The sequence below is a fragment of the Micromonospora sp. DSM 43699 genome, assembly GCF_055517075.1.
The window spans coordinates 14,553-30,235 of record NZ_JBTMMT010000004.1 but is presented as its reverse complement, the minus strand read 5'-3'; the positions used below and the strand labels follow the sequence as shown (position 1 = coordinate 30,235).

The 15,683-nt window shown below is 74.0% G+C and carries 14 protein-coding genes and 1 pseudogene; 5 read left to right on the top strand and 10 right to left on the bottom strand.

From position 1 onward, the window contains the following. Positions 1–111: 111 nt before the first annotated feature. Both AC0AIB_RS03610 and AC0AIB_RS03605 read left to right on the top strand, forming a co-directional pair. On the top strand, positions 112–495 hold the full coding sequence (locus AC0AIB_RS03610) for a DUF3263 domain-containing protein (protein WP_465096008.1): 384 nt from the start codon (positions 112–114) through the stop codon (positions 493–495). A gap of 165 nt (positions 496–660) precedes the next feature. Then, positions 661–1,173, top strand: coding sequence for a GNAT family N-acetyltransferase (locus AC0AIB_RS03605; protein ID WP_465096007.1), 513 nt, complete (start codon positions 661–663; stop codon positions 1,171–1,173). Positions 1,174–1,584: 411 nt separating this feature from the next. Here the strand turns inward: AC0AIB_RS03605 and AC0AIB_RS03600 are convergent, their stop codons facing one another. From AC0AIB_RS03600 to AC0AIB_RS03570, 7 genes are read right to left on the bottom strand one after another with little or no spacing between them, the layout of a single operon-like run. Beyond that, complete coding sequence (locus AC0AIB_RS03600; RefSeq protein ID WP_465096006.1) at positions 1,585–3,909, bottom strand: AAA family ATPase; 2,325 nt, start codon at positions 3,907–3,909, stop codon at positions 1,585–1,587. A gap of 37 nt (positions 3,910–3,946) precedes the next feature. Beyond that, complete coding sequence (locus tag AC0AIB_RS03595) at positions 3,947–4,501, bottom strand: hypothetical protein (protein WP_465096005.1); 555 nt, start codon at positions 4,499–4,501, stop codon at positions 3,947–3,949. Between the two features lie 44 nt (positions 4,502–4,545). Next, on the bottom strand, positions 4,546–5,298 hold the full coding sequence (locus AC0AIB_RS03590) for a GTP-binding protein (RefSeq protein WP_328342444.1): 753 nt from the start codon (positions 5,296–5,298) through the stop codon (positions 4,546–4,548). Next, positions 5,276–5,746 carry a DUF742 domain-containing protein gene (locus AC0AIB_RS03585; protein ID WP_328342445.1) on the bottom strand — a complete coding sequence of 157 codons (471 nt, stop codon included), beginning with the start codon at positions 5,744–5,746 and terminating at the stop codon, positions 5,276–5,278. The genes AC0AIB_RS03590 and AC0AIB_RS03585 overlap by 23 nt, the downstream gene beginning before the upstream one ends. Then, complete coding sequence (locus tag AC0AIB_RS03580) at positions 5,743–6,213, bottom strand: roadblock/LC7 domain-containing protein (protein ID WP_328342446.1); 471 nt, start codon at positions 6,211–6,213, stop codon at positions 5,743–5,745. Before AC0AIB_RS03580 ends, AC0AIB_RS03585 begins: the two co-directional genes overlap by 4 nt. Then, a complete protein-coding gene (locus AC0AIB_RS03575) occupies positions 6,210–8,861 on the bottom strand; it encodes a sensor histidine kinase (protein ID WP_328342447.1) in 2,652 nt (883 codons plus the stop codon). Before AC0AIB_RS03575 ends, AC0AIB_RS03580 begins: the two co-directional genes overlap by 4 nt. Then, a complete protein-coding gene (locus tag AC0AIB_RS03570) occupies positions 8,848–10,035 on the bottom strand; it encodes a hypothetical protein (protein WP_328342448.1) in 1,188 nt (395 codons plus the stop codon). The genes AC0AIB_RS03575 and AC0AIB_RS03570 overlap by 14 nt, the downstream gene beginning before the upstream one ends. Positions 10,036–10,406: 371 nt before the next feature. Here AC0AIB_RS03570 and AC0AIB_RS03565 point away from each other — a divergent pair, with 371 nt between their 5' ends. After that, positions 10,407–13,277 (top strand): alpha/beta fold hydrolase, encoded by a 2,871-nt coding sequence (locus tag AC0AIB_RS03565; protein ID WP_465096004.1) that lies wholly within the window; start codon positions 10,407–10,409, stop codon positions 13,275–13,277. Positions 13,278–13,375: 98 nt separating this feature from the next. Further along, positions 13,376–14,251 (top strand): ABC transporter permease, encoded by an 876-nt coding sequence (locus tag AC0AIB_RS03560; protein WP_328342450.1) that lies wholly within the window; start codon positions 13,376–13,378, stop codon positions 14,249–14,251. Here AC0AIB_RS03560 and AC0AIB_RS03555 read toward each other — a convergent pair. The 3 genes from AC0AIB_RS03555 to AC0AIB_RS03545 all read right to left on the bottom strand — a co-directional run bounded on the left by AC0AIB_RS03555 (position 14,248) and on the right by AC0AIB_RS03545 (position 15,478). Beyond that, complete coding sequence (locus AC0AIB_RS03555) at positions 14,248–14,529, bottom strand: hypothetical protein (RefSeq protein WP_328342451.1); 282 nt, start codon at positions 14,527–14,529, stop codon at positions 14,248–14,250. The genes AC0AIB_RS03560 and AC0AIB_RS03555 overlap by 4 nt on opposite strands. Continuing rightward, positions 14,517–14,780: a DivIVA domain-containing protein gene (locus tag AC0AIB_RS03550; RefSeq protein ID WP_465096003.1), complete on the bottom strand. Its 264-nt coding sequence runs from the start codon at positions 14,778–14,780 to the stop codon at positions 14,517–14,519. The genes AC0AIB_RS03555 and AC0AIB_RS03550 overlap by 13 nt, the downstream gene beginning before the upstream one ends. 116 nt (positions 14,781–14,896) lie before the next feature. Continuing rightward, positions 14,897–15,478 carry a hypothetical protein gene (locus AC0AIB_RS03545; RefSeq protein WP_465096002.1) on the bottom strand — a complete coding sequence of 194 codons (582 nt, stop codon included), beginning with the start codon at positions 15,476–15,478 and terminating at the stop codon, positions 14,897–14,899. Here AC0AIB_RS03545 and AC0AIB_RS03540 point away from each other — a divergent pair. Continuing rightward, positions 15,477–15,605: pseudogene (locus AC0AIB_RS03540) on the top strand (GntR family transcriptional regulator); the annotation flags it as partial. The gene AC0AIB_RS03545 and the pseudogene AC0AIB_RS03540 sit on opposite strands and share 2 nt — an antisense overlap. Positions 15,606–15,683 lie beyond the last annotated feature (78 nt).

Below are 15,683 nucleotides of genomic sequence, written 5' to 3'. Positions count from 1 at the left end.
CGCCGCCCGGCGGCGGGTGACGTTCCGGCCCTGGCCGGAGCGTCACCCGCCCTGGTTAAGCTGGGGTTCCCCGGCCGGTCCGCCCGGTCGTCCCCCTTGCCGAGGAGCGCCATGCCGCCCGCCGACGCCGTACGCCGGTCCGAGCCGTCGCCGGATCCGGCCGACGCGTCGTCGCAGGTGCCGTCGCCCCGACCGGCCTCGGATGCCGAGCGGACCGAGGAGCGAGCCGACGGGCGGACCGGTGAGCGGGCGTCGACCGGCGGCGACGAGTTGACCGAGCGGGAGTTGCGCATCCTCGCCTTCGAACAGCAGTGGTGGCGGCACGCCGGGGCCAAGGAGCAGGCCATCCGGGACACCTTCGGACTCTCCGCCACCCGTTACTACCAACTGCTCAACGGCCTGCTCGACCGCCCCGCCGCACTGGCCGCCGAGCCACTGCTGATCGGCCGGCTGCGTCGGCTACGTGCCTCCCGGGCCCGCAACCGACGCCGCTGAACGCCTGCGGACCGGTGTCGACGGCCCATCGGGGCGGCCTAGGCCTGACAGCGGAGCGTGAGATGTCCGGCGGCGATGGGACGACCGGCCGAGACCTCCGCCCAGACCGCCAGTCACCCACCAAAGGGGTGGACGACCGCCGGTAGGGGCGGCAGACTGCGGCACGTGGCAGGCGCGGTACGGCTGGAGCCGGTGGACGAGGCAAACCTGGAGTCGTTGCTCTCGGTAGCGGCGGCTGAGGCCGAGCCGAGTGACGTCATGCCACCGGTGGAGGCGCCCGCCGGCTGGTCGCACGCCCGCCGGGAGGCGTTCCGGGAATTCCACCGGGCCAGCTTCGGCGGCCTGGACGGCCCGACCCGTACCCTGATGTTCGCTGTGTGTGTCGGCGGCGAGGTGGTCGGCATGGTCCGGATGACCCGCCGCGACGCCCCCGGGGTGGTGGAGACGGGGATGTGGCTCGGGCGATCGGCACGGGGGCAGGGGCTCGGCGCCGCGGCCCTGCGGGAACTGCTGAACGCCGCTGCGGCGGCCGGCATGCACTCCGTCGTCGCGGAGACCACTCCGGACAACCTGGGGGCCGTCGCGGTGTTGCGTAACTGCGGTGCAAAACTCCGCAATGAGGGCCAGAAGGTGTACGCGGAAATCTCCCTCGACGCGACCCCGCCTGTCGCCGGCTGATCCCTCGGCCCTTCGATGTGGCCCGCACCCGGCCTCATCGGGTGCGCCGGCGGTGCGGGTGGCGCGGTGCCGACGGTGGCGGTGTGCGGCGGTGTGCGGTGGCGGTGTGCGCTGACGGTGCGACGGTGCGGTGGCGGCGTCTGGTGGTGCGGTGGCGGCGTGTCGCTGCCCTCCTATGCTTCCCGCAGTAAGTGGTATGCCTGGCTGTCATATTCATGCCGCTCAGGCATACCGCTCACGGCAACATCTACTTGTTCGCGGCGACACGCCCGGACGGGCCGGCCAAGCATCCTGCGACCTGCTGGCCTATGACTACCCGCCCGAACGCCCGAACGCCCGAACGCCCGAACGCCCGAACGCCCGAACGCCCGAACGCCCGAACGCCGGGACCCGCCCGAAACTACGCGCAGGTCAACCCGCGTGCTTGTCCGCGTACGCGGCGAGCCAGGCGACCTGCGCGGGATCCAGGGACGGGCGGACACGGCGGCGGGCGGTGGCGACGTGGACGGCGGTGACCGTGGCGGCGGACAGCGACTCCCGCATCGCGGCCAGCGCCGCCTCCCGCACCAGCGCCGCGCAGTCCGCCGCCGAGAAGCCGGTCAGCTCCTCGCCGAGCGCGGCCAGGTCGACGTCCTCGGCGAGCGGCACGGCGCGGGACGCGGCGCGCAGGATCTCCGCCCGGGCCGGCCCGTCCGGTGGCGGCACGTACACCAGCCGTTCCAGTCGGCCGGGGCGCAGCAGCGCCGGGTCGACCAGGTCCGGTCGGTTGGTCGCCCCGACCACCACCACGTTGCGCAGCGCTTCCACCCCGTCCAGCTCGGTCAGCAGCGCGGCCACCACCCGGTCGGTCGTACCGCCGTCGGTGGCCTGGCCACGCACCGGGGCCAGCGCGTCCATCTCATCGAGGAAGACAAGCGTCGGCGCTGCCTCGCGGGCCCGGCGGAACAGCTCGCGGACCGCCCGCTCGCTCTCGCCGACCCACTTGGAGAGCAGTTCGGCGCCCTTCACCGACAGCACGTTCGCCCGCCCGGTCCCGGCCAGCGCGGTCACCAGGTAGGTCTTGCCGCAGCCCGGCGGCCCGTAGAGCAGCACCCCACGGGGCGGCTGCACCCCCAACCGGGCGAAGGTGTCCGGGTAGGTAAGCGGCCAGAGCACCGACTCGGTGAGGGTCTGCTTCACCTCACCCAGCCCACCGACGTCGTCGAGGGTGACCGAGGCCAGCTCCAGGGTGGACGCCGCCATGGTGGTCGGCCGGACCACCTCCAGCGCCGCCGAGAAGTCGGCCATCGCCACCGTCGGCGTCTCGGCCGTCTTCTGCCGCAGCGCCGCCCGTACACCGGCCTCCCGGACCAGCGCGGCCAGGTCGGCGGCGACGAACCCGGGGGTACGACCTGCCACCTCGTCGAGCCGGACGTCCTCGGCCAGCGGCACCTGCCGGGTCAGCACGGTCAACTGCTCCCGGCGCAGCGCCGGATCGGGCAGCGGCACGGTGATCCGCAACGACAGCAGGTCGGGCGCCCGCAACCCCGGGTCGACCGACTCCGGACGGGAGGTGGTGCACACCACCGCCGTACCCGATCGGACGGCCCCGGCGACCACCTGCCGGAAGACGGTGGCCAGCGGCCCGGCGTCCTCGGCCGGGGCCAGCGCCTCCACGTCGGTGACCAGCAGCACCGCCGGCCCGCCGTCGGCCAGTTCGGCGGCGGCCGCACGCAGCCGCCGGGCGGCCGCGTCGTTGGTCAGCGCGGCGAGTTCCGGTGCCCACAGCGGGCGTACCCGGGCCCTGACCGCCTTCGCCACCGCCCGCACCAGCGCCGACTTGCCCGAGCCGGCCGGCCCGCTGATCAACACGCCGAGCGAGACAGTGGTGCCCAGCCGGCCCAGCACCTCCCGGTGGTGGAAGCCCAGGTCCAGCAGCTCGGTCAACTCCTCGGCCTGACCGCGCAGCCCGGGCAGCTCGTCCACGTGCGGCACGTCGTGGTCGTCCACCGCCTCGTCGTTCACCCCGGCGACAGTTGCGGCCGGTGGCCCACCAGCCGCCGGATCCGCCGAGGTGCCGGTCGGGCCGGCGGGGGTGCCGGTCGCCCGGCCGGGCCAGGAACCGTCGGTGCGGGTGGTCCGATCCCGGTCCGGGCGGGCCGGGCCGGAGGAGCCGTGGGTGACCTGGCCGTGTTCCCAGCCGACCACGGTGTCCATGGTCACCAGGGCACCGGTCGCCGGTTCGGCGGCGACCACGGTGAGCAGGGTGCTCGTCCAGGCGTACCCGACGGTGTTGGCGAGGCTGCGGCGGGCGGCCTCGACCAGGCCGCGTACCGAGGCGTCGGGGAGGACGTCCTGGGGCAGCAGGGAGACGTTGTCGCCCTCGGTGACCACCTTGCCGAGCAGGGCGAGCCGGAGCATCTCCGGGGACACCGCGGCGAGGACCGGCACCGGGCCGGTCAGGGTCACCCGCCGGGCCGGGGTCACCGGCATCGGGCCGACCGTCACCTGACCGCCGTCGCGCAGGCCGAGGTTGCCCAGGGTGAGATCGTCGGCGTAGAGCAGGGCGGCGCTGGCGGTCGGCTCGGCGGGCGCGACGATCCCGGCGGTGACCCGTCGACCGGCCAGCCGGACCGGGTCACCCGGACGGAGCGCCAGGGCGGTGAGCACCTCCGGGTGCAGCCGGACGATGCCGCGTCGGGCGTCCAACGCTGCCGGGCGCAGGCTGGCGGTCAGGGTCAGGTCCGGTTCGGGCATCGCCCGACAGTAGCCGCCCGTTGCTGCGGACACCCGGTCAGACGTCGTTGTCGAGCAGCGTGGGGTCGCGTCGGATCAGCTCGGCCAGCCGGGCCGCCGGGTCGACGCCGGGCATCTCCCGCGCCGGCGTCCACGCCGGTGGCGTCCGGTCCGCCAGCGGCCAGGCCGGCGGTGGCGTGACCGGGGGGTCGGCGGCGGCCCGCGTCTCGGCCTCCGCCCGGCCGCTCCGGGCCCCGGTGTCCGTCCGCTCCACCCGCAGCGGGTACGTCTGCCCGCCGTACTCGACGCGCAGCACCACCGCCAGGCCGGGATGGGCGGCGACCACCCGACGGACCGCCTCGGCCACCTCCTCCACGGGGTCGGACCCGCTGACGGCGGACACCGCCGGTACGGCCCACCCCGGCCCGGTCCGGGCCAGTTCCGCCGGGGCCGGGCCGGGCCACCCGGGTGCCGTGGGCGCCTGGCCGGTCGCCTCGAAGGCCAGCGTCGGCGTGTCGTCGTCGACCTCCGTGTCCTGGTCGGCCGACCGGCGACGGCGGGCCTCCTCACGGCGGGCCAGCCGGGCCAGTGTCTCGTCCAGACCACCCCTCATCACGTCCCCCTCTCCGATGGAAACGGCCCCGGGCGTCGATTCGTTCAGACGCCCTTCTCCCGCACCGCCCGGTCCAGCGCCCGGTCCAGGACGACCAGCAGGGCATCCCGCACCGACAGCCGGTCCCGGGCGTCGAACTGCACGAGCGGTACGTGGTCGCCGATCGCCAGCGCCCACCGGATTGCCCCCAACTCGTGCGTCAGCCGGCCGTCGAAGGTGTTCACCCCGACCACGAAGGGCAGGCCGGCCCGCTCGAAGAAGTCGATCGCCGGGTAGCAGTCGTCCAGCCGGGAGCTGTCCACCACCACCAGCGCGCCGAGCGCGCCCCTGGCCAGGTCGTCCCACATGAAGCCGAAGCGGTGCTGACCCGGCGTGCCGAACAGGTAGAGCTTCAGGCTCCGGTCGATGGTCACGCAGCCGAAGTCCATCGCCACAGTGGTGGTGGTCTTGGCGCTGCCGACTCCCGGGTCGTCCACCCCGATGCCGGCGCTCGTCATCTCGGCCTCGGTGGTCAGCGGGGCGATCTCGGAGATCGCGCCGACCGTGGTCGTCTTGCCCACCCCGAAACCACCGGCGATGAGGAGCTTGACCGGGATCGGTGGGGCGGCGGCCGGCCCGGTCCGGGTGGCCGGGACCGGGCCGGCCGTCGGGACGACCGGGGGCCGGTACGGCGGCGGCGGGTGCTGGGGCGGGGTCGCAGGGCCGCCCACCGGCTGGCCGTAACGGGCGGAGGCACTGTTCGCGGCGAGCCCGCCGAGCGGGGCGACCGGCCATTCAGGAGATCGCACGGAGTCCATCAATCACTCGCAGGATGAGGTCGGGGTCAAATGCGTCGTCGACGGTGCCGACGTGCACGTCGAGGTGGCCGGCGGCCCGCAGGTCACCGACCAGCACCCGGGTCACGCCGAGCTGCAGCCGCATCCGGGCGGAGATCTCCGCGACCGAGATCGGTTCACCGCACAGGGCGACGATCGCCTGCAACTCGGGTGCGAGCAGGGCCACGACGGCGGCCCGGCCCGCCCCGGACCGGGCGGTGACCTGGGTCTCCAGGCCGATCGCCGGGTCCGCGCCGGCCACCCGTCCGGCCGTCAGCACGAACGGGCGGGGGCTGGTCGGTCGGTCGGTTTCCGGTTCGGGAGCGGGAGCGGGTGTCGCCGTCCCGCCCCCCGTCTGGGCGCGCAGGTAGGGGCGGACCCGGACCGACGGTTCGGGTTCCGATTCCGCACCGGCGGCGTCCCGGGTCATTGCTGAACGGCGTTCTTCAGCTCGGCGATGAGTCTCGGTGTCAGCGCGCCGCCGGCCCGGCCGGCGAAGAGCGTCATCTCGTACGCGACGGTGCCCAGGTTGGCCGACCGGTCGGCGATCACGCCGAGCACCGAACCGCTGCTGATGGCGGTGATCAGCAGGTAGCCGTCGGCCATGTCCACGATCACCCGGTTGAGCCCGCCGAGCGCGTACCAACTGGCCGCGCCGCCGGCCAGGCTGGTCATGCCGGAGACGACGGCGGCCAGACGTTCCGCGTTGGACCGGTCCTTGATCGACGACATGGCCATCAGCAGCCCGTCGGAGGAGACCGCGATGGCCTCCAGGACCCCGGCCGTGCTGGAGGTGAACGAGTCCAACAGCCAGTTGAAGGTGCGCGCCTCCGGGCTGAGGTCACCGGCGGCGTGGTTCTGGTAGTCGACGTTCTCGTGTACGTGCGGGCTGGTCACCGTGTCGTTCCTTCTTCAGAGCGGCGGTCGGGGCGGACTTCGCGCAGAGCCCGGGCGACGCCCGTCTCGAACGCGTTGATGAGATCGCGGACCTCGCCCGGATCTCCCGGGTGCTGGCTGGGTGGTTGCCGGGGTGGTGCGACGGTCAGGTTGGCGCCCGGGATCCGCCGGGTCAGTCGGGGCGTCGCCGGTTCGGCGGGGTGGGTGGCGGCCGGTCTGGCCTGTTCGGCCCGGTGTACCCCGGACTGGAACTGCTCGACGAGAGCGCGGGCGGCGGCCGGGTCGGCGTGGGTGGCGTCCACCGGGCCGACGACGGGGGCGGTGCGGGGCAGACTGGCGCCGGGTACCCGCTGCCGGATTCCGGGCGGCGGGGCGGGCTGGTCCGCCCGGGGCGGGCTGGCCGGCGGGGCCGTGGGGAGCAGCGCGGCCGGTGGAACCGCCGGCCGGTGCGGTGCGGCGGGGGCCACCGCGGCGGTGCCTCGGGCCGGCAGCACCGTCGCGGCAGCGGCGGGCGGGTCGGTGTCGGTGGGCCGGACCGTCTCCGGGTCGGCCGGCACCGTGCCGAACGCATCCCAGGGGCCGGTGGCCTCCATGCTCCTGGTCGCCTTGCTGAGCAGTGTGGGGTCGAATCCGGGCAACGCCGTGGGGTCGACCACCGACCGGCTCGGGCCGGCGTCGACCACCGGCCGGGCCAGGCTCGCGTCGGCCACCGACCGGGCCGGGCCCGCCTCGACCATCGGCCGGACCGGGCCCGCGTCGACCATCGGCCGGGCCGGGCCCGCGTCGCGTCCCGCCATGGTGCGGGCCAGCGCGGATCCGGGGAGCGCAAGGCTGGCGGTGATCCCGCCGCCGGGGGTCGCGGCGAGCTCGACCGTCCAGCCGTGCCGGCGGGCCAGCCGCCCCACCACGAAGAGCCCGAGCACCTCGGACGGGGCCAGGTCCAGCCGCTCCCGGCGGGTGAACCGGACGTTCTCCTCGGCCAGCCGTTGCTCGCTCATGCCGATGCCCTGGTCGACCACGGCCAGCGTCGCGCCGTCGTCGGTCGGCTCGGCGGTGACGACGACCCGGGTGTGCGGCGGGGAGAAGATGGTGGCGTTCTCCATCAGCTCGGCCAGCGCCAGCACCAGGTCTCCGATGATCGCCGGCGCGGCGACCACCTGGGGTGGGACCTGCACGTCCACCCGGGTGTAGTCCTCGATCTCACCGAGGGCCAGCCGGACCACGTCGGCCACCGGGACCGGTGCGACGTGCGCGTCGTCGCCGGCCGCGCCGGAGAGGACCACCAGGCTGCCCGCGTTACGGCGCAACCGGCTGGAGATGTGGTCGAGCCGGTACAGGTGCTCCAGCCGGCCCGGCTCGGTCTCCTGCTGCTCCAGCCGGTCGATCAGGGCGATCTGCCGGCCGACCAGGTTCTGGGTACGCCGGCCGACGTGACCGAACATCTGGGCCACGTTGCGCCGGCTCGCCACCTGTCGTTCCACCAGCCGGGCGGCGGTGCTCTGCACCCGTTCGAAGGCACGGGCCAGGTCGCCGATCTCGTCCCGGGCGCCCACGTCGACCGGGTCGAGGCGTACCGGTGGGGTGGTTTCCGACTCGTCGTCGGCGACCCGGACCAGCTCGGACTCGGCGACCCGGGCGACCCGGTCGGCGGAGCGGGTGAGCCGGGTGAGCGGCCTGGCCACCGCCCGGCCCACGGCCATGGTGAGCAGGATGACCGAGATCAGGATCGTCACGATCAGCAACGTCACCCAGTACGCCCCGGCGAGCGCCACCTGCCGGTCGGCGCTCACCTCGGCGGTGACGTCGGCGGCCAGCTTCTTCTCGACGAACTGGCCCAGCGTGATCATCGAGGAGACGGTGGGGAAGAGGGTCGCCAGGTCCAGCGCGCCGATCGCGGTGGCCGGGTCGACCGCGCTCTGGTTGATGAAGTTCGGGCCGGTGCGGTTGGCCACCGCGACTTCCTCAAGGGTGAGCAGGTCGAGCTGCTCGGGGGTGACCAGGGCCTGGAGCCGGGCGCTCTCGTCTTCGAGGACGGCGAAGTTCGCCACGTAGGCGGTGACGGTCTGGGCGTTGGGCCGGGCGGCGACCAGCACGATCAGGGTGGCGCCGGCGCTGAGGCTCTCGCCGGTGCGCAGCAGCCCGTCCAGGGCCAGCACCTGCCGCCCGGCCGCGGTACGGGTGTCCGCGTTGAGCCGCAGCCGGAGCGAGTCGATCAGGGCGGTGTGCACCGGCCCGTACCCGCCCATGATCTGGTCCGGGCCGGTCTGCCCGGCCACCGCCGCCGTGCGGAGGGCGGCGAGCTGCCGTACCCCGTCGAGGGCGGTGTCGACCTCTGTCGGGAGCGCGTCGCCGAGATCGGCGCGCAGGTCGGCGATCCGGTCGTCCACCTCGGCGACCTTCTGCACCAGGTCGGTGCGCTGCACCTGCCCGAGCAGCAGGCCGACGGCGAGCAGGCGTTCCTGCTGGAGGTTCTGGAGGATGGTGCCGACCCGGCTGGCGATCCGCACCCGGTCGGCGAGGTCGCCGGCCCGCTGGGCCACGGTGGCCCGTTCCCAGACCACCGGCACGGTGAGCCCGGTCATGCAGAGCAGCGGGACCAGCACCAACAGGGCCAGCTTGCCCCGGATCCGGAGCCTACCGAGCAGCATCGAAGGGCCTCCACCGCTCGGGTTCGGCGCTCTGGCCCACGGGTTGGAGCACCGGCACCACCCCGGCCGGCAGGCGACCTGGCTGCGCCGGCGGCTCCCACGGGGTGGGCTCGGTCACTTCGGCCGGCTCGTCGGGGGTGGTGCCCCGGCCCGCCGGGGTGTCTCTCCTGCGGGACAGCCACCCGCTCGCGCCGAACGCCACCAGGAGCAGCCCGGCCACCCCGCCGACGCCGAGGATCAGCAGGTCGTCGCGGTCGATCTGGTCGAGCCGCTGCCGGAGCAACCGGTCCAACTCGTCGAGGATGACCGGCTGGAGTTCCCGGGCGGCGCTCTGCGCCTGGGTACGCGCACCGGCGAGCTTGGTCAGGTCCACCGTCTGCGTCCGCCCGGTGGGCTGGGACAACGCCCCCAGCGCCTCGACCGCCCGCTGGTAGTTGTCGAGCGGGGTGAGCACCTCCGCGCCGATGTCGACGCTCTCCGAGGTGTCGACCACCGTCTGCAGGTCGCGGACCAGGTCGCCGGCGGGTTGCAGGGCGGCGAACCGGAGGGTGGCCAGCTCGCCCACGGTGCGGGCCTGCTCGGCGGCGGGTCGCCGCTGCGCCAGCACGGCCAGGTCGACGAGCCGTCCGGCGGCGACGATCGCCTCGGGCATCTCCTCGCCGACGCCGTCCTGGAGGAAGTACGAGTCGGAGCCGGCGTCCCGGATCAGGCCGGAGGTCTCCCGTACCTTGCCGTGCAGGGCGAGCAGCAGGTCGGTGACCTCGCCGTACGCGGTGAAGGCCGTCTCCGGGTCGGTGAGCGACCGGCTGGGCAGGCCCTCCAGCTTCGCCCGCAGCCCGGCCCACCGCTCGGTGCTGCGCAGCTCGTCGCCGACCCGGGTGTCCACCGTCGCGGCCGCCTCCACCGCCCGGTCCAGGGCGTCCCGGGCCACCGGACGGCCGGCGACGGCGGCGGTCTGCGCGTCCACCAGCGCCTCGGTGACCGGGCCGAGGGCGCGCAGGTACTCGACGCCGAGGCGTTCCCGTTCGGCCAGCTCACGGTCGGCGTCCACGAGCCGGTGGCCCTGTACGACGAGGAACGCCACCGGCAGCAGCAGCGCGGTGGCGAGTAGCAGTGGCAACAGGCGGCCCGGTGTCCTGGGCCGTCGACGGACCCGCGAGGCGGGAACGGTCATGGTTGTCTCCTCCGGCGGCGGCGCAGGGGTTCGGGGATGGCGGGAGAACTTCGGTCCCGTGCGTCGGACCGGAACCTAATCGAAGGTCGATGCCTGGCCAGAGGTCTGTACCGGTCAGTTTTGCGTCACTTCGAGTGATGTGACGCGACATCGACGATCTCGATACGCTGCGTACTGTTGTCGAGGTGACATGCTCGTTTCCATAGCGGTATCGCGCCTTAAGCGTGAATTCACGCAATCCGAACTCGTTCTGCGTGAAGGCCGGGTGACCTTGTGCGGTTTGACCTTGTCCGGCCGACGATCGGATGACCAGGACGGACGTACGGCGGATCTCAGCCAACGCTCAGCTTCCGGGCCGTACCGTGAGCGAAATGAAATCGCCGTTGTCGGCCGTACGGATCCGCCGTGCCCTGCCCACCGGCCGCCGCGCGGTCGCCGCGTCGGTGGTCGTCGTCCTGCTGGCGGCGCTCGTCGGGTGGGCGGTCTGGCCGGACCGGCCGGGCTTCCGCACCGAGTCCACCGTGCTCAACGTGCGCTCCGGGCCGGTCGGCGACGAGCCCGTCGACCTGGACACCACGCTCTACCTGCCGAAAGGCGCCTCGGCCGACCGGAAGGTGCCGGCCGTGTTGCTGGCCCACGGCTTCGGCGGCACGAAGGACTCGGTCCGCGCCGACGCCGAGGACCTGGTCGGCCAGGGCTACGCGGTGCTGACCTGGACGGCCCGGGGTTTCGGCCGCAGCGGCGGTCAGATCCACCTGGACAGCCCCGACTACGAGGTGCGCGACGCCCAACGGCTGCTGGACTGGTTGGCCGCCCGCCCCGACGTGCGTACCGACTCCGCCGGTGACCCCCGGGTCGGGGTGGTCGGCGGCTCGTACGGCGGCGGCCTGGCCCTGCTGCTGGCCGCCCAGGATCCCCGGGTCGACGCGATCGTCCCCATGATCACCTGGAACGACCTGTCCCGCGCCTTCCTGCCGGAGAGCACCGGCAAGCCGGCCACCGAGGGCGTGTTCAAGAAGGGTTGGGCCGGCATCTTCTTCGGGGGCGGCGGCAGCGCCGGCTCCGGGCCGGCAGGACTCTCCGGCAACACCGCCGCCGCCGAGCCGGAGGGTGCTCCCGCGTCGGCCGGTGCGCCCAGCCCGCAGCCGGGCAACGGGCCGGGTAGCGGATCGTCGCGCGCCCCGGGGGCCGCCGCCGACCCGTCCTGCGGGCGGTTCGCCGCCGACGTCTGTGCCGCGTACCTGCGGATCGCCACCACCGGCCGGGCCGACCAGGCGGCGGTGGACCTGCTCCGGCGCTCCTCACCGGCCGGCGTGCTGGGCCGGATCAAGGCCCCGGCCCTGCTGGTGCAGGGCGAGGCGGACACCCTCTTCCCGCTCACCGAGGCGGACGCCAACGCGCGCGGCATCGCCGCCGCCGGCACCCCGGTCCGGGTGGCCTGGTTCACCGGCGGCCACGACGGCGGCACCGGCCCGACAAGCGACTCCGACCGGGTGAAGTTCCTGACCGTGCAGTGGCTGGACCACTACGTCAAGGGCACCGGCGCGGCCCCCGGCGACGACTTCACCTTCTCCCGGATCGCCGGCTTCGACGCCCTCGACCGGGGCCTGGTCGCCACCGGTTACCGCACCGCCGACTATCCCGGGGTGACCGGGGACGCCCGCCGGGAGGTGCCTGTCGACGGCCCGGCCCAACCGGTGGCCAACCCGCCCAACGGCAACCCGGCGGCGATCTCGGCGATCCCGTTCGCCGGGTCGCTCGGCTCCCTGCTCGACGGGGTGGCCGGTGACGTACCCGGCCAGCACGCCCGGTTCGAGTCCGCCCCGCTGACCGAGGCGGTGGACGTGGTGGGTGCACCCACGGTCACCGTCCGGGCCGCGTCGGCGACCGGCGAGGCGGTCCTGTTCGCCAAGCTCTACGACGTCGACCCGGCCGGTGCGGCGACGCTGCCGTCCGGGCTGGTCGCCCCGATCCGGTTGACCGGGTTGCCGGCCACGATCGACGCGGCGCAGCCGGTCCAGGTCACCCTGCCGGCGATCGTCCGCCGGGTCGAGGCCGGGCACCGGCTGCGGCTGGTGCTGGCCACCGCCGACCAGGCGTACACCACGCCGGCCGCGCCGGCCGTCTACACGGTGGCGGTCGACGGCGCGGTGAGCCTGCCGACGGTCACCGCCACGCCGATCCCGACCACCGCCACGGTGTGGCGCTGGGTGCTGGTCGGTCTGCTGGCCGCGATCCTGGTCGGGCTCGTGGTGGTCGTCGCCGTGGTCCGCCGCCGGCACCGCCGCCAGGACGACTCCGTCCATCCCGAGTACGCGGGCATCCCGCTCGCCGTCCGCGACCTGCGCAAGGAGTACGCGGACGGCTTCGTCGCGGTCTCCCGGGTGGACTTCGAGGTGCACCCCGGTCAGGTGATGGGGCTGCTCGGCCCGAACGGCGCCGGCAAGACCACCACCCTGCGGGTGCTGATGGGGCTGACCCAGCCGACCGCCGGGGAGATCTACGTCTTCGGGCACCGGCTGGTGCCCGGCTCGCCGGTGCTGTCGCGGATCGGCGCGCTGGTGGAGGGGCCGGGTTTCCTGCCGCACCTGTCCGGCCTGGACAACCTGAAGGCGTACTGGCGGGCAACCGGCCGGCCGTGGGCGGACGCGCACTTCGACGAGGCGCTGGAGATCGCCGGCCTGGGTGACTCGGTGCACCGGCGGACCAAGAACTACAGCCACGGCATGCGGCAGCGGCTGGCCATCGCGCAGGCCATGCTGGGCCTGCCGGAGCTGCTGGTGCTCGACGAACCGACCGACGGCCTGGATCCGCCGCAGATCGCCGAGATGCGCCGGGTGCTCCAGCGCTACGCCACCGACGGGCGGGCGGTGCTTGTCTCCAGTCACCTGCTGGCCGAGGTGGAGCAGACCTGCACGCACGCGGTGGTGGTGAACAAGGGCCGGATCGTCGCCTCCGGCCCGGTGGACGAGATTGTCGGCGAGTCGCCGAGCACCCTGTTCGAGGTGACCGACCAGGCCGCCGCGCGGGAGGTGCTGAGCCGGCTCGACACGGTGCAGGTGCTGACCGCCGACGATGCCGGTGGGCTGGTGGTGGACACGAACGGGACCGCGCGTAGTGAGGTGGTGGCCGAGCTGGTCCGGGCCGGGATCGGAGTGGACCGGGTGGTGCCACGGCGCCGCCTGGAGGATGCGTTCCTCGCCCTGGTGGGCGAGAACTCTCGGGGAAGCGGTGACCGGTGATGACGGGTTCTTCGGCGGGTTCGGCGTCGGGCACTGGCCCGAACGGCAGTGCGGCGTCGGGTGGCGCGGCATCGGCTGAGGTGGCGTCGGGTGGTGGCGTGGCGACGGGGGCGTTCGGGCCGGGCGGGGCGGCGGTCGGGTACCGGCCGGGGGCGACCCTGCCGTTCGCGGCGGAGTTCCGCCGGCAGGCGTCGCGGCGGCGTACCCAGTTGGCGCTCGGGTTCATGGTGCTGCTGCCGTTGATCATCCTGGTGGCGTTCCAGTTCGACTCCGGCGAGGACGACGGTGGTGGCGGGGGCGAGTTCGCCAGCCTCGCCGACCTGGCCACCTCGGGCGGGCTCAACTTCACCCTCTTCTCGATCCTGGTGTCGGCGTCGTTCCTGCTGGTCGTGGTGGTGGCGCTGTTCTGCGGCGACACGGTGGCCAGCGAGGCGAGCTGGGGCAGCCTGCGCTACCTGTTGGCGGTGCCGGTGCCCCGGGCCCGGTTGCTGACGGTGAAGCTGCTGGTGGCGCTGGCGTACTCCGGGCTGGCCCTGCTGTTGCTGGCCGGCACGGCCCTGCTCGCCGGCACCCTGCGCTACGGCTGGTCGCCGCTGACCAGCCAGGTCGCCGCCGAGCTGACCCCGACCGAGGGGCTGCTCCGGCTGCTGGCGGTGCTCGGCTACCTGGCCGTCGTACTGCTGGTGGTGGCCGGTTTGGCGTTCCTGCTGTCGGTCATCACGGATGCCGCGCTGGGCGCGGTCGGCGGCGCGGTGCTGCTGTGGATCCTGTCCAGCATCCTGGACCAGATCACCGCGCTGGGGGTGCTGCGCGACTTCCTGCCGACCCACTACAGCAGCGCCTGGCTGGGGCTGCTGTCCACCCCGATGCAGACCGACGACGTGGTCCGGGGCGCGATCTCGGCGATCTGCTACGCCACCCTGTTCTGGGGCCTGGCCTTCTGGCGCTTCACCCGCAAGGACGTTACCAGCTAGCCCGCTGTCGGCGCGCACCCACCGTCGTGGCCGGCCCGGCGTCCGCAGCGGCCGGCCGGGCCTGGGCGGTGGTCGCCGCCGCCGAGCGGGGCGTCGCACCAGACCCGGGTACGCACGGACTGACTGTCCTCCTCGGAGAGCGTCGTCTCGCCGAAGTCGATGGCGAGCACGTGCCCGAGCGAGCGACGCAACGCCATCGCCAGGGCGGCGGCCTCGTCGAGGCTGGTCAGCCTGGTCGGTAGGTGGATGATCCAGCACGGGTCGGTCACCGGGGCCACCAACTGTTCCGGGTTGCTTTCGTCCGGCGGCAGTCGGTGTGCCTGGGCCCCCACCGCCGCAGTGCCACCCGGATGCGTTCGACTTCGGTGGTGGCGGTCGCCAGGTCGCGGGTGAGGTGTTCCAGTTCGTCGGCGACCTGGTCGAGGAAGGCGTACACCTGGTCGGGGTCGAGGCCGCGCCACCGGCGGGTGCCGAAGGTGACGGCGCGGACGTGCTGCGGCAGCAGCCGCCGCCCGGCTCGATAGATCATCCTGTCTCGCCTTTGCTGGTCCGTCGGGATGCGGTGTCGGCCGGCGCTTCAGCGGGTCGCGGGTTCCGCGCCCGACAAACCGCCGGTGTACGACGCCAGCGCGGCGACGGCCGAGGTCAGGCACTCGGGGCCATCAGGTCGAGCTGTTCGGCGGCGTGTTGCCACTGCCGGGCGGTGGTGTGGGTGTCGTGCTGCCGCTGCCGGGCAGCCGCCGGGGTCGGATCGGTCGCCCGGGTCACGGCGGGTGGGGCGTCGGCGGGGACCGTGTCGTGAAGTTGCTGCCCGTCGGCGGGGGCCGTGTCGCGGAGTTGCTGGCCGGCGGCGGTGACCCGGGCCGGGAACTGGCGGATCCGGTCGGCCGCCGCACTCCACCGGCTGCCCACGCTGTCCAGCACCTCGACCAGCCCACCGATGGTGTCCGGCTCGACGTGCCCGGCGGCGACCCGGAGCCGGCGTACCCCGTCGGTGACCTGCTGGTCCACCTCGCCGGCCAGGTCGAGGGCATCCCCGCCGCTGCGCCGGGCCAGCCGGAGCGCCGGGTGCGGGCAGCCCGCGCCGACACGGTCCAGCAGCACCATGGCGGCGGCCACCCCGAGGTACGTCTCCCGCAGTTCGGCGGCCACCTGCTCGACCGCCCAGCTTGAGGGGAAGTTGCGCAACGTGATCAGATGGGATTGCCAACCCGGGAGGATCACCATGCCCGGGATTCCGCTGAGCTATACCGACATCGCCGCCGACATCACCAGCCGGATCAAGGCCGGCGAGTATGAGCCGGGGGCGAAGCTGCCGTCCTATTCGCAGCTCGCGGACCTCTACTCCGTCTCGTGAGGCGGGCGGCTCCTGATCTCGACCGCTCGGGCGGGACCCATTCCGCACCCGCAAGGTCGTGCTGTATCCCGCTTG